Source organism: Flavobacterium rarum (SeqCode), from assembly GCF_965234445.1.
Taxonomy (GTDB): Bacteria; Bacteroidota; Bacteroidia; order Flavobacteriales; family Flavobacteriaceae; genus Flavobacterium; species Flavobacterium rarum.
The window spans coordinates 1-15022 of the sequence record NZ_OZ248488.1 but is presented as its reverse complement, the minus strand read 5'-3'; the positions used below and the strand labels follow the sequence as shown (position 1 = coordinate 15022).

Genomic DNA, 15022 nt, shown 5'->3' with positions numbered 1-15022 from the left:
CGCCACGGCGGGGGAATTCCTGAAAGGGGTCATCAGGATTGTGTTAATATATTTTGCCTATCTATTCCCCTTTAGGGACTAGGGAGCTAATCTGCAATATTCGGATTCAACCATTTCGAAGCAACTTCGGTTGAACAGCTTCTTCGTTTGGCGTAATCAATCACTTGGTCTTCTTTTATTTTTCCGAGTCCGAAGTATTTACTTTCTGGATTTCCAAAATAATATCCCGAAACCGATGAAGCTGGCCACATCGCCATACTCTCTGTCAAGGTCACTCCTATTTCTTGTTCTACGTTTAGTAATTTCCAAATCGTAGGTTTTTCCAAATGATCCGGGCAAGCTGGATATCCTGGGGCGGGACGAATTCCTTTATAATCTTCTTCAATAAGTGCTTGTTTGCTCAAAACCTCATCGGAGGCATAACCCCAAATTTCTTTACGGATTATTTCGTGTAAATATTCGGCGAATGCTTCTGCGAAACGGTCTGCCAAAGCTTTGACCATAATCGAATTGTAATCGTCCAAATCCTTTTCAAATTCAGCTGCCCATTCGTCAACGCCAAAACCGGTGGTTACGCAAAACGCTCCCATATAATCTACTTTACCACTTTCTTTTGGCGCAATAAAATCGGCTAATGCAATATTTGGAGCTCCTTTCGTTTTTTGTGACTGCTGACGCAAAGTTAAAAATATCTGTAATGGTTTTCCGTTTTCATCCGTCAACTCAATATCATCATCATTGATTTGATTTGCAGGGAAAATGCCGTAGATTCCTTTGGCTTGTAATTTTTTCTCTTCCAAAATCACTTTCAACATTGCTTGTGCATCGGCAAAAACAGAGGTGGCTTGTTCACCAACAACTTCATCCGTCAAAATCGCAGGGTATTTCCCGAATAATTCCCAGGTTCTGAAAAATGGAGTCCAGTCAATATACGGAACCAACACGTCCAAATCCACTTCAACAATTTGCTCACCAATAACTTTTGGTTTGGTTGGTTCAAAATGCCTCCAATCCAATTGCAATTTATTCTTACGGGCTTGCTCAATCGTCAAGAAATTCTTGTCACGCGAACGGTTTAAGAATGTTTCTCTAAACGCATCATAATCGGCACGAATATCGCTGGCATAAATTTTTCTATTGTGATCCAATAAATTTCCAGCAACTGTAACTGCTCTTGACGCATCGTTTACGTGAATAACGGTTTCTCTGTATTGAGGTGCAATTTTTACAGCAGTATGCGCGCGTGAGGTGGTTGCGCCACCAATCATCACTGGAATTTTCATTCCTCTTTTATCCAATTCCTTAGCGAGAAACACCATTTCGTCCAAAGACGGCGTTATTAATCCACTCAAACCAATAATATCTACCTCATGTTCGATAGCTGCCGCAATAATTTTTTCGGGAGGCACCATAACGCCCAAATCCACAATTTCATAATTATTACAAGCCAATACTACCGAAACAATATTTTTACCAATATCGTGTACATCCCCTTTTACGGTTGCCATCAATATTTTTCCGTTTCCTGATTTGTCGCCTACCTGCTTAGCCGCCTCAATAAACGGTAATAAATACGCCACCGCTTTTTTCATTACACGAGCCGATTTTACTACCTGTGGTAAAAACATTTTACCCGAACCAAACAAATCTCCGACAACATTCATTCCTGTCATCAAGTTGATTTCGATAACTTCAATCGGTTTTGCAGCTGCTAATCGGGCTTCTTCGACATCAATTTCTATAAAAGCATCAATTCCTTTGACCAAAGAGTGCGTGATTCTTTCCTGAACTGTTCCTGACCTCCACTCCTGTACCACTGCTTCGTTGGTTTTGGAACCATCTCCTTTTACATTTTCGGCAAAATCCAAAAGGCGTTCAGTTGCATCGTCGCGTCTATCCAAGATTACATCCTCAACATGCTCCAATAAATCCTTTGGAATCTCATCATAAATCGACAACATTTCTGGATTTACGATTCCCATTGTCATTCCGTTTTGAATGGCGTGGTACAAGAAAACCGAGTGCATCGCTTCTCTCACCGTATCATTCCCTCTAAACGAAAACGAAACGTTACTCACCCCACCGCTTATGTGTGCATGCGGTAAATTTTCCCGAACCCATTTGGTTCCTCTAAAGAAATCCAAAGCATTCAGGCGGTGTTCCTCCATACCAGTTGCTACGGGGAATATATTCAAATCGAAAATAATATCTTGCGGTGGAAAGCCTACTTTATTAACCAAAATATCATAAGAACGCTGGCAAATTTCAACTCTTCTGTCAAAATTATCCGCTTGTCCCACCTCATCAAAAGCCATGATAATTGCCGCAGCACCATAACGTTTGATTAATTTGGCGTGATGAATAAATGCTTCTTCTCCTTCTTTTAACGAAATCGAGTTTACTACACATTTTCCCTGCACGACTTTCAAACCAGCCTCAATGATTTCCCATTTCGAGCTGTCAATCATAATGGGCACACGAGAAATATCCGGCTCGGCTGCAATCAAATTCAAGAATTTAGTCATTGCATAAACGCCATCCAGCATTCCCTCATCCATATTGATATCGACGATTTGCGCGCCACCTTCTACCTGCTGTCTCGCAATATCCAGTGCTTCCTCATATTTTTCTTCCTTGATCAACCGAAGGAACTTTCTGGAACCTGTTACATTGGTTCGTTCCCCAACATTCACAAATACGCTGTTCGGCGTAATGATTAAAGGTTCCAATCCCGACAATACCAGGTTTCTTCTATGTTTATTGTGTCCCATTTTTTAATTTTGAGTTACTAAGTCCCTAAGCGACTTTCCCGATAGCTATCGGGACTGAGTTTTTATTATTTTGCCTACGGTTTAAAAAACTGCAGTTATATTTTATTTTAATTTCAACTTTATTTGGGCGTGTCCCAAAGGGCCGGGCTATTCGTTGCAAGTCCTCGATCAATTCCGTTATCACTCCATTGATCTCCGGGCTTTCCACTGCTATCCCTCACGCGAGCATTGTGCAATCAACACAATTTTCATTCAACGGTAAATTTCGTTGAAACAAAATGGTTCGCGTTCCTACGAAACTCATCCACTTTTCCACCCAGCTTGTCATTCCGAGGAACGAGGAATCTCATCAAGTGATTCACGTAATGTGATTCCTCGTTCCTCGGAATGACAAACTAGAATTATTCTCTTTGCGGACACGGATTGCAAATCCGCGTTATCAATAATAAGAATTATAAAAACTCTTTAAATTTTGGCCATTGATTATAACCCATCATCGGATTATTTGATTGATATTTAAGAATTAACTCAACTTCTTTCTTATTTATCTCTTGATCTGTCAAATTTTCTGATTCAAATAATACTTCTTTTATTATCCTAAACTCTTTTCTTTGCTCTCTTGTAAAATCTTTTTCTATAAATTTACTGTTAGCACTTCCAAAATAATTTAAAGTATCTGTCAGATCTTTCCCGATATAAATTTTACCGTTCGGATATGTTATTTTATAAACCACTTTAAACATTTCTAACCATTTTTATAAATTTACATCACCGCCGTCGAAACCCTAGGCTTATAATCCTTAGCAATATCAGCAATTAACTTAATGTGATTTGGAGTTGTTCCGCAACAACCGCCTATGATGTTTATTAAATTATCGTCTAAATATTCTTTGATGAAAGCTTGCATTTGCTCCGGTGTTTCATCATATTCTCCAAAGGCGTTTGGCAACCCTGCATTGGGATGCGCTGAAATATTGAACGAAGTATTATGAGACAAAGTCTGTAAATACGGTTTTAACAAATCGGCTCCAAGGGCACAATTGAATCCTACGCTCAACAAAGGAATATGCGATACCGAAACCAAAAAGGCTTCTACCGTTTGTCCAGAAAGTGTTCTTCCCGAAGCATCGGTAATCGTTCCTGAAACCATTATCGGAATATCGATGTGGCGTTCGTCTTTTACTTCTTCGATGGCAAAAAGTGCTGCTTTGGCATTTAGAGTATCAAAAATGGTTTCCACCAAAAGCAAATCACAGCCACCGTCTAGTAAGGCTTCTACTTGCTGTTTGTAGGCAATTCGCAAATCATCAAAAGTTACCGCTCTGTATCCCGGATCGTTCACGTCTGGCGACATACTGGCGGTACGGTTTGTTGGACCCATAGAACCCGCGACAAAACGAGGCTGATTTGGGTTTTTGGCTGTAAATTCGTCGGCTACTTCACGGGCTATTTTGGCCGATTCGTAGTTCAATTCATAAACATATTCTTCTAGGTAATAATCCGCCATTCCGATTGTGGTTCCGGAGAAGGTATTGGTTTCAACTATATCAGCTCCTGCTTCAAAATAAGCGGCGTGTACCGCTTTGATAGCTTGGGGTTGTGTCAAGGACAACAAATCGTTGTTCCCTTTCAGTGAATGTGGAAAATCTTTGAATCGCTCGCCACGAAAATCTTCTTCAGAGAAATTATATCGTTGCAGCATGGTTCCCATTGCTCCATCGAGCACGAGTATTCTCTTTTTTATTTCTTCTTGTATAGTTGACATATTTTTTATTTCTCGCAAAGACGCAAAGGCGCTAAGCTTATTATTATTTCCAAAAATTCACTATTTTAACTTTTTAGCCCCCATAGGAGCAAGTATCCTTTTGTGCCGGTGTTCGGTACAAAAGATACTTGTGTATAGCGGGAACGATAATGGCAAAAATGCGCCAATCATTCGCTCTAAAAAAATATTGATATGTTGTCAGGAAAAGGTTTGAGGAATACGAAGATGTATTCTTGTGTTATCTATCCGCGCTGTGCGTGGTAGAATGTAGCACCTTCTTTAAAAAAGTAAAGGGTTGCTAAGGTTTCATCGGGTCTTTTCCCTCCGCCTTTCGTGATAACTTTCAATAAAAATAGGAACAGTGCAAAGAAACGACATAGCGCCAACAATTGCAAGTTTTTTTTAAAAGTTTAAGATTGCAAAAAAGTTTAAATTGTTTAAAAGTTTGAAAAACATTTAAGTGTTTGGCCAGTATGGCAACAATCTCAAACTTTTTTAAACAACATTAAACAATTTAAACTCTTAAACTTTTTAAACTTTTTAAACCCTAAACTATACAATAGCTTTCACTACTGCTTTTGGCGCTTCTTTACGAGTACCGTCGAATCCGTCAACTCCAGAAACGGTGGTATATTTCATTACATATTTTTTACCCGGATTGATGATTTGGTAGGCCGCTTGACACATTAAAGTGGCTTCGTGGAATCCGCAAAGAATCAATTTTAGTTTTCCTGGATAGGTGTTAACGTCACCAATGGCGAAAATTCCAGGAATGTTCGTTTGGTAATCTAAAGCATTGTTTACTTTGATAGCATTTTTTTCGATTTCTAATCCCCAATCTCCGATTGGACCTAATTTTGGTGTTAGACCAAAAAGCGGGATGAAATAATCGGTTGGTATATTTCTATGTGCACCATCGATATCTACATCAACTGATTCTAAATGTTCTGCACCATTTAATCCAACAACTTCGCCTGGAGTAATCATTTTGATTTTTCCAGAATTTTTCAATTCCTGTACTTTCTCTACAGAATCAAGTGCACCACGGAATTCGTTTCTGCGGTGAATCAAAGTTACCTCGGAAGCTACATTCGACAAAAAAATACTCCAGTCTAATGCAGAATCTCCACCCCCAGAAATCACGACTCTCTTGTCTCTGAATTTTTCAGGATTTTTGATAAAATATTTGATTCCCTTATCTTCATAAAATGCAATATCTTCAATTAAGGGTTTTCTTGGTTCGAAACTCCCCAATCCACCAGCAATGGCAACAACCGAAGCGTGGAATTTTTTCCCCTTATTAGACGTCACAATAAAACTTCCGTCTTCTTGCTTATCGATAGTTTCTGCACGTTCCCCAAGTGTAAATCCAGGTTCGAACTGCTTGATTTGCTCCATTAAATTATCAACCAAATCACCTGCTAATACTTCTGGAAATCCAGGAATGTCGTAGATAGGTTTCTTAGGATATAATTCTGATAATTGTCCTCCTGGTTGTGGCAACGCATCCAGAATATGACATTTTAATTTTAATAATCCTGCTTCGAAAACGGCGAATAGACCTGTTGGTCCAGCTCCTATTATAAGTATGTCTGTTTTAACCATTATATTTAAATTTTACTCTTTTATTAATTATCTTCCTATTTTATATACAAATAAACGAATGATTTCAATTTCTGAATGTGATTATTATCACCTAATTTCAATCTTCATTTCTGTATTCTGTTTTCTGAAATCTGCTTACTCTTTTTTCAGCGATTCTGTAATTTCATTCATCTTTTGGACTTTTTCTTCGAAATTACCTTTTAAGGTTTTTCGGTATTCATTCAGGTTTTCAACCATTTTATTGACATCCTCCGGAATCATCAGGTTAAAACCCGACGCTATTGAATACTCATTCTTTGTTCTTTAATGCCTCCGTGATTTCGTTCATCCTTTGCACTTTTTCTTCGAAATTTCCTTTCAGCGTTTTCCTATATTCGTTTAGGTTTTCGACCATTTTATTGACATCCTCTGGAATTACCTCTTCAAAAAACTCACGCAATCTTTTGGCTGTTGTTGGTGATTTCCCGTTAGTCGAAATCGCTATTTTTACGTTTCCTTTGGTTACAATACCACCCAAATAATAATCACATAAATCCGGAGTGTCTGCTATATTGCAAATGAGATATCTTTTTCGGGACAAATCATACACTCGTTTATTGACTTTCAAATCATCGGTGCACGCAATAACCATATTGCGTTTGCGAAGCATCCAGCGATTGAATTTTTTGTAAGTCAATTTTACCGAAGAATGCTTTTCGGCTAATGCTTCCAATTCGGGTAAGAACTTTGGTGCCACAACCTCAACATTGGCATTGGGACTGGATTTTAACATAAAAGACAACTTTTCTAACCCTACATTTCCCCCGCCCACAATGAGAACATTGAGGTTGTGCAGTTTTAAAAAAATGGGATATAATTCGTTTCTTTCCATTATAATTTTATTTCGGAGACTACAAATTCTTCGTAAAAACCTTTTAATTTATTACTTTCTTTGACCACTTCTCCAATTACAATAATTGCTGGGGAACTTAAATTCTTTTCGGCAACCACTTTTTGAATCGTGTCTATTGTTCCCACACCCATTTTTTCGTTTGGAGTTGTTCCGTTTTGAATAATTGCAACAGGAATTTCTCCTTTGGATTCTTTTTGAAATAAACTAACAATTTGTGCTAGCTTACTCATTCCCATCAAAATTACAACCGTTGCTGATGATTGTGCTGCGAGAGCAATATCACTAGACAAATTTCTGTCGGAAGTAGTTCCTGTGATTACCCAAAAACTCTCGGAAGTTCCTCTTTTCGTCAATGAAATCCCCTGATAAGCGGGAACTGCAATTGCTGAAGAAATTCCAGGCACAACAAATGTAGGGATTCCAAAACTTTCTACGAATTCTATTTCTTCACTTCCTCTTCCAAAAATAAAAGGATCTCCTCCTTTTAACCGAACCACGTGACCGTAAGTCAGCGCATTATCAACTATCAATTGATTGATTTGGTCTTGCGTATACTCGTGACAGCCTTTTCTTTTCCCCACAAATATTTTTATAGCATTTACAGGTGCATGATTCATTATTTCTTCATTGGCCAATGCATCATACAAAACCACATTCGCTTCAGCAAGCGCTTTCACGCCTTTAAGCGTAAGCAAGTCTGGATCGCCAGGACCTGCTCCTACTAAAGTTACTTTGGGTTCTATCATTTTAAGCATCTGCTAAATCCTTTGCTCTGTATTTTTCAATTTTATCAAAAAAGGCAACTCCATCTTGAATGTATTTTTGTGCAAATGCTTCTGATGGTTCGTTTGCTCTAATCTGGTATACTAAATCTTTGAATAATGAATCCAACTCGATTTTATTACTTTCGATAAAAACCGTGTCAAACAAATCGATAATCCCAGCGTGGTGATTTGTTTTCTGGTTTTCGGCCAATAACAAGGCTTTGGCTCCATTTACAAAACCTGCATACGCCAAGTAAATTGCATCCGACCATTTTTTGTCAGCGAAAGCTTCTTGAGCGAAAGTCATTTTGTCTTTGGCTTCAAAAATCAAGGTTGCTACTAAATCAATTACAACACCCGCACATTCTCCTACTCCAACTGCTTTTACGTAATTGTCTGCATTTCCCCAATCTACAAAATCAGCTTCTGTTAGGTTGGTTAAATCGGCTAATGGTTTCAGGAACTCGTAAAAATATTTCTCTCCTTTAGCATCGTAATAGTTCAAGAATGAAGTTCCATTTCCATTGGCATCAAAATCATTTAAGATTAATCGCAATGCTTCTGGTCCTCTACGGCTTGGTATTTTGATAACTTTATCCGAAAAACGTCCTTCACCATTTCCTAAATTTCCACCGCCCAATAACACTTGAAGTGCTGGAGCTACCAATTTTCCGGAGTTAATCGACATTCCTTGAAAACCGATTTCGGCCATATTGTGTTGTCCGCAAGCATTCATACAACCACTGATTTTAATTGTGATTCCCTGATTGTTGCTGTATTGTGGGTATTCTGCTGCCAAAACTCTTTCCAATTCAACTGCAATTCCAGTACTGCTCGCAATTCCAAGATTACAAGTGTCTGTACCTGGACAAGCTGTGATATCACCAATGGTATCATATCCTAAAGTTACAAAATCCAACTTATTCAATTCTTGATAGAAAAACGGCAAATCTTCTTCTTTGATATGGCGCAGTACAATGTTTTGTCTCAATGAAAAACGCAATTCATTTGCTGCATAATTTTTTACTAGATCGGCTAATAATCTTGCTTTATCGGTATAAAAATCACCTAGTGCAACTTTGATTCCAATGGCTACATACCCTGCTTGTTTTTGAGCAATTACATTCGATTTTTTCCAAGCTTCGAAAGCAGCTGTATCTTCAATTACTACTTTTGGTGCTACAAATAAAGGTTCTGGAATGGCACCTTCAAATAAAGTAGTGTCAATTTCTACAATTTGATAAGACAACGCTTTTTTCTCTTCTTCTACCAATCGTAAAAACTCGTCTTTTCCAATTTCTTTGATTAGGAATTTCATACGTGCTTTCAAACGTTTGGCTCTTTCTCCATAACGGTCAAATATTCTCAAAACTCCTTCGGTAGTTGGAATAATTTGGTTCACCGGAATAAAATCAGATAATAGTTCGGCGTGATGTGGTTGAGAACCCAATCCTCCACCTAGCATTACTTTGAAACCTCTTTCTCCGTTTACCACTTTTGGAATAAAACCCATATCGTGCAAATAACTCAACGCCGTATCTTTATCTGAAGAAGAGAATGACATTTTGAATTTACGTCCCATTTCTTGACAAACTGGATTTCTCAAGAAAAACTGAAACAAAGCGTGTGCATAAGGCGATACATCAAATGGTTCGTCCACATCAATACCAGCAGTTTCACTAGCTGTAATATTTCGCACGGTGTTTCCGCAAGCTTCTCTTAAAGTAACATCGTCTTTCTCTAATTCTGCCCAAAGTTGAGGCGTTTTGTCTAAACTTACGTAGTGAATTTGAATATCTTGACGTGTTGTAATATGTAAACGTCCCGTTGAATATTCATCTGAAACTTTACAAATACGATGCAATTGTTCGCTGGTCACTTTACCATAAGGCAATTTGATACGAATCATTTGCACCCCTTCTTGACGTTGTCCGTAAACTCCACGTGCCAAACGAAGAGAACGAAAACGTTCGTCATCGATTTTTCCATCGCGGAATAGAGCAATTTTTCTTTCTAAATCGATAATGTCTTTTTGAACAATCGGGTCTTCTATTTCGGTTCTAAAACTTTGCATAATAATTATATTTTATTCAGAAAAAACAATTTAAAGCTACTTATAAAAACCTCACCCCTCCCGATAATTATCGGGACTTTCCAAAGAAGAGGGAGTCGAAACTGAAAAATTATTAACCTGTCTTTTCTATTATCTATTCGTCTATTATCTATTTTCTCTTTATTTTATAAATCCAACTCCTGCTGTTGTGTTGGTTGCTGCATCAATTAAAATGAAAGCTCCATTTGATTTGTTGTCATTGTAAGCATCAAAATAAATGGCTTTGCTCAATTTAATGGTTACTTCTCCAATTTCATTTATGGCCAATTGAGTTGCTGGTGTAACTCCAGAATAATCGGTTGCGATTACGTTTTTCACACTATCTATTTTGGCCAAAACTCTATTCGTGTTGTGTTGCACAAAATATTTTGCTCCTGCTACTAATTTTTTGCTGTCCATCCAACAAACCGTTGTTGTGATGTCTTTTTCAATTCTAGGAAGCTCGTTTGATTTTACAATCATGTCACCTCTAGTTACATTGATGTCATTTTCCAATTCAATAGTAATGGAAGAACCAACGCTCGCCTCATCAAATTGTTGGTCGAAAAAGTGAATATTTGTCACTTTCGATTCTGTCAAAGAAGGAAGAACCGTTACCGCATCTCCAACTTTTATATTGTTTCCGTATAACTTTCCGGCGTATCCTCTAAAATCGTGGTATTCTTCCGTTTTGGGACGAATAACTGTTTGAACAGGGAAACGTGCTTGTCCGTTATCGTAAACATCTTTTGCTTCTAGATTTTCCAAATGTTGCAAAATAGTTTGCCCAGAATACCAAGGCATTTTTCCTAATGTTTCTACCACATTATCTCCTGTTAAGGCACTTAATGGAATGTAACTTACGTTTTGTTCCTTGTAGGCACTTTTCGCGTTTAAGGCTTGAAAATCGGCTTTGATTTTGTTGTAAACTTCTTCCGAATAATCAACCAAATCCATTTTGTTTACCGCAACAATCACATCTTTTACTCTTAACAAATTATTGATAAAAAAGTGACGATACGTTTGCTCTATTACTCCTTTACGGGCATCGATCAAAATAATAGACACTTGCGAAGTTGAAGCTCCTGTAACCATGTTACGGGTATATTCTACGTGACCTGGCGTGTCAGCAATGATGTAACTTTTTTTGGCTGTAGAGAAATAAATATGCGCTACATCAATTGTAATTCCTTGTTCTCTCTCAGCAACCAAACCGTCAGTAGCCAAAGAAAAATCAAGGTAATCGTATCCTTTTTGCTTGCTGCTTTTTTCTATTGCTTCTAATTTATCGGTAGTTAACGATTGAGTATCGTATAATAATCTCCCGATTAAAGTACTTTTTCCGTCATCTACACTTCCTGCTGTTGCTATTTTTAAAACTTCCATCCTTATTTTTTGTTAAAAGTTTAAAAGTTTACCGTTTCACGTTTGAAAACTTCACTTATAAACTTCTTATTTTTTTATACTTACTTTATAAATTTCTAAAAATTAAATTCTAAAAATATCCTTGTTGTTTTCTTTTTTCCATTGCAGCTTCAGAACGTTTATCATCGATTCTGGCTCCTCTTTCAGAAATAGTCGAAGTACGAATCTCTCCCACTACTTCTTGAATGGTTGCGGCAAACGATTCAACTGCGGCAGTACAACTCATATCTCCAACGGTTCTGAAGCGAACAATTCGTTCTTCGATTTGTTCGTCTTCTTCTTGGTACACAAAAGGAGAGTGTGACCAAATTAAACCGTCTCTCAAAAAAACTTTACGTTTGTGTGAAAAATAAATCGATGGAATTTCGATTTGCTCTTGCTCGATATAACTCCAAACATCCAATTCTGTCCAGTTTGAAATTGGAAAAACACGTACGTTTTGACCATTTTCAATTTTTCCGTTTAATAAATCAAACAATTCAGGACGTTGGTTTTTTTCATCCCACTGACCAAAATCATCACGAACTGAAAAAATACGTTCTTTGGCTCTTGCTTTTTCTTCGTCACGTCGCGCTCCACCAATACAAGCGTCAAATTTGAATTCTTCGATAGCATCTAAAAGTGTAGTCGTTTGCAAGCTGTTTCGGCTGGAATATTTACCAGATTCTTCAACCACTTTTCCTTCGTCAATGGCATCTTGTACATTACGAACGATTAGTTCCAATCCCAATTCGGCTACCAATCGGTCTCTAAATTCAATAGTTTCTGGGAAATTGTGTCCCGTATCTACGTGCAACAATGGAAAAGGAATTTTTGCTGGAAAAAATGCTTTTTGCGCCAAACGAACCAAAGTAATAGAATCTTTACCGCCTGAAAAAAGCAAAACGGGTTTATCAAATTGAGAAATTACTTCTCTGAATATGTAAATTGCTTCGCTTTCTAAAGCATTTGTTTTTAATATTGAACTCATTTTTATTAGTTTAAAAGTTTAAAGTTTATAAGTTTAAGGTTGACACCTCTTTTAAATCTCCAAACTATTATTATTTTTTTCTATATTCTAACTTCTATTTTCAAACCTCTTACCTTACTTCTGATGTAATCCGCATTCTTTATGACTGGATTCCCAGGACCATCTTCCTGCTCTGATGTCTTCTCCTTCGGCTATCGCTCTTGTACAAGGCGCACAACCGATGCTAACGAAGCCTTTTTTGTGTAATGTGTTTTGAGGCACATTATTTTCATCAATGTATTTTTGAACGTCTTCTAAACTCCACTTCAACAAGGGGTTGAATTTTATGATATTGAAATGAGCATCGTATTCAAAGGCTGTCAAATCATTTCTGTTTTCCGATTGTTCGGCACGTAAACCCGTAATCCAAATTTCATTTCCTTTTAAAGCTTTTGTCAACGGAGCTACTTTTCGAATAAAACAACATTCTTTTCTATTCTCTACTGATTCATAAAAGCTATTAGGTCCTTTTGTATTCAACAAATTTTCAACATCAGCGGTTTCAGGGAAATAGGTTTTAATACCCACTTTATACTTTTTTTCTGTTTTATGAAAAACATCATAGGTTTCCTGAAACAAACGACCTGTATCCAATGTAAATATGTTGATTGGCAATTCGTTTTTAGCAATTAAAGCCGTAATTACTTGATCTTCCTGTCCAAAAGAGGTTGAAAAAACAATTTTATCTTTGTATTCATTAGTCAAAAAAACCAAAGTCTCTTCGATGGAGAAGTTTGCTGTTTTATCTAATAAACTATTTACTATTGCTATACTCATTTTGTTATACTCTTTAAATTTTAACAAATCTATTATCCTATCGGTTTACTAGATTAAAGTGCAAAAATAATACTTTTTTACAAACTACAAAATTTTATTTAAGAAATTAACAGATTAAAAAGCGATATCGGCTAGGGAATTATTCTCGAGAATCATCAAAGTATTGTCTCGAACTTCCATCATCAATTTGCGTACCGCACAAGTTGCTTCGTCAGTACAATCGTCGCAACGTTCGTAAAAGTTATGGCTGGCACAAGGTAATAAAGCAATTGGGCCTTCAAGAATTCGGTAAACGTGAGCCATATTAATGTCTTTGGGCTCTTTGATTAAATAATAACCTCCACCTTTTCCTTTTTTGGCACCCAAAAAACCTGAATGGCGCAAGAGTAGTAAAATGCTTTCTAAAAACTTCAAAGAAATATGTTCAGCTTTTGCTATTTCGGCAATTTGAACAGGAGAATTATCTTCACGGCGTGCCAGAAAAGTTAAAGCTTTGATTCCGTATTTTGTTTTTTTGGAGAGCATTGTGATTTTTGATTAACGATTTTTGATTAACGATTTTTGATTTTTTTGGAATCGAAACAAATTGCTTTTAAAATTTGAGTTCTACCTTGAATAGTCTGGCTAAGAAAAAAATAAAGAAAAGTTTTTCACCATTAAGAAATTAAGAAAATTAAGTTCTCTAGAACTTAACGAACCTTTATGACTTAATTGAGCAAAGAACAATTAAATTTATAATTATAAAAACCCTCGCAATTGAGTTTAGAACCAAAATGTGTTTACGAAACTACAAACTTTATCCTTTTATCAGCAAATTGTATGAAACTATTTTGAAATTTCAGTACAAATTGAAGTTGCAAATTCTTTTTCCGAATAAAAACTGTGTTCCTTATTTTTGATAATGTCGAATTCTATCGAAAGCTTTTTAAACCAATCATCGCTTGGTTTATTGCTGTCATTTTCTCCATAATAGAGTTTTAATTTGCAATTAGGAATCTCATTTTCAAAACGCAATCTTGTTGATGAAACAGCAAACAGACTTCCAACATTCAATCCCTTCAAAGCGGCTTTCCAAGCTATTGTTCCACCAATACTAAAGGCTAGAATATCAATTTTTCTCTTTTCAAATTTCAAAAGACTGTCAACTGCCTTTTCGATTCCGCCGTTTATAAATTGATTGTGTAGCTTTTCTTGGGTATAATGAGTTTTGTCAATTCCGCCCAACTCGCAACAATCATAATATTGAATTTCGTAATTATCTTTCAATAGTTCAACATAAGCTGAGACCCAATCGGATTTTTCTTTTCCCCATAAATCTGATAAAATGAGTAGTCTTGGTTTCACTTCGTTCTACTTTTAAAAATCCAAATTTACAATTTTAATAAATCAAAACACATTTATAGAATTACCTGAATTTTGATTATTACTGTTTCTCTTTTGGGATATTGGCAAAAATGCAAAATATTACCTTTTAGCCCCGATGGAAGGGAAAATCCTTTTTTGAGTCGATTTTTCTTCGACTCAAAAAAGATTGGAATGACAGCGGGAACTTTGCCTTCTAAAATGCCAAATCTTTCTGCTCCAAATTAATTGCTTTATAATAACATCTCCATTAGAAACACAAAACCCACGGTTAAAACCGTGGGCTATAGCTCAATGTCATTAAGATTACTATGACCTAAACAAGTGAAATTTCATTTTTTTTTTCAAAAAATGCTTTTAGGTTTTTTTAGGCATTGAAAGCCTCTGAATAAATAATAAAAGGAAGATTTTAACGTCTTCCTTTTACAGACTTATTCGTCGGCACCAAAGGTTTATTCCTGATAGGTTACTCCTCAGCAGAGCCTATTTCCGCTTCGCCTTGGCAAGACAAAGCTATAAAAAAAGAACATTTTATGCTACTTCTATCATTTCTTTAACTT

At 36.7% G+C, this 15022-nt stretch carries 12 protein-coding genes, 1 pseudogene and 1 riboswitch; all 13 genes and pseudogenes read right to left on the bottom strand.

Annotation, left to right across the window (positions count from 1 at the left end; all coding sequences use genetic code 11):
- Positions 1-86: 86 nt before the first annotated feature.
- Entirely contained in the window at positions 87-2771 is a 2685-nt protein-coding gene (gene metH, locus AC8GF4_RS07705; protein ID WP_506593670.1) for a methionine synthase, read from the bottom strand.
- Positions 2772-3223: 452 nt separating this feature from the next.
- A complete protein-coding gene (locus tag AC8GF4_RS07700; protein ID WP_506593669.1) occupies positions 3224-3514 on the bottom strand; it encodes a GIY-YIG nuclease family protein in 291 nt (96 codons plus the stop codon).
- Positions 3515-3534: 20 nt separating this feature from the next.
- Positions 3535-4536, bottom strand: coding sequence for a homocysteine S-methyltransferase family protein (locus AC8GF4_RS07695; RefSeq protein WP_506593668.1), 1002 nt, complete (start codon positions 4534-4536; stop codon positions 3535-3537).
- 235 nt (positions 4537-4771) lie between these two features.
- Positions 4772-4879, bottom strand: a riboswitch (SAM riboswitch).
- Between the two features lie 209 nt (positions 4880-5088).
- Positions 5089-6141, bottom strand: a complete 1053-nt coding sequence (locus AC8GF4_RS07690; protein WP_506593667.1) for an NAD(P)/FAD-dependent oxidoreductase — start codon at positions 6139-6141, stop codon at positions 5089-5091.
- A gap of 135 nt (positions 6142-6276) precedes the next feature.
- Positions 6277-6411 (bottom strand): annotated as a pseudogene (locus AC8GF4_RS07685) (bifunctional precorrin-2 dehydrogenase/sirohydrochlorin ferrochelatase); the annotation flags it as partial.
- 19 nt (positions 6412-6430) lie between these two features.
- Positions 6431-7012 (bottom strand): precorrin-2 dehydrogenase/sirohydrochlorin ferrochelatase family protein, encoded by a 582-nt coding sequence (locus AC8GF4_RS07680; RefSeq protein WP_506593666.1) that lies wholly within the window; start codon positions 7010-7012, stop codon positions 6431-6433.
- The gene (cobA, locus tag AC8GF4_RS07675) at positions 7012-7788 is read right to left on the bottom strand and encodes a uroporphyrinogen-III C-methyltransferase (protein ID WP_506593665.1); all 777 of its coding nucleotides are present in this window, start codon (positions 7786-7788) and stop codon (positions 7012-7014) included. Before cobA ends, AC8GF4_RS07680 begins: the two co-directional genes overlap by 1 nt.
- Positions 7781-9871 carry a ferredoxin-like domain-containing protein gene (locus AC8GF4_RS07670; RefSeq protein WP_506593664.1) on the bottom strand — a complete coding sequence of 697 codons (2091 nt, stop codon included), beginning with the start codon at positions 9869-9871 and terminating at the stop codon, positions 7781-7783. The genes cobA and AC8GF4_RS07670 overlap by 8 nt, the downstream gene beginning before the upstream one ends.
- 159 nt (positions 9872-10030) lie before the next feature.
- Complete coding sequence (locus AC8GF4_RS07665) at positions 10031-11275, bottom strand: sulfate adenylyltransferase subunit 1 (RefSeq protein WP_506593663.1); 1245 nt, start codon at positions 11273-11275, stop codon at positions 10031-10033.
- A gap of 109 nt (positions 11276-11384) precedes the next feature.
- Positions 11385-12284 (bottom strand): sulfate adenylyltransferase subunit CysD, encoded by a 900-nt coding sequence (gene cysD, locus AC8GF4_RS07660; RefSeq protein ID WP_506593662.1) that lies wholly within the window; start codon positions 12282-12284, stop codon positions 11385-11387.
- Between the two features lie 114 nt (positions 12285-12398).
- Positions 12399-13100 (bottom strand): phosphoadenylyl-sulfate reductase, encoded by a 702-nt coding sequence (locus AC8GF4_RS07655; RefSeq protein ID WP_506593661.1) that lies wholly within the window; start codon positions 13098-13100, stop codon positions 12399-12401.
- Between the two features lie 114 nt (positions 13101-13214).
- The gene (locus AC8GF4_RS07650) at positions 13215-13625 is read right to left on the bottom strand and encodes an RrF2 family transcriptional regulator (RefSeq protein WP_506593660.1); all 411 of its coding nucleotides are present in this window, start codon (positions 13623-13625) and stop codon (positions 13215-13217) included.
- 300 nt (positions 13626-13925) lie between these two features.
- A complete protein-coding gene (locus AC8GF4_RS07645) occupies positions 13926-14444 on the bottom strand; it encodes an alpha/beta hydrolase (protein WP_506593659.1) in 519 nt (172 codons plus the stop codon).
- Positions 14445-15022: the final 578 nt, after the last annotated feature.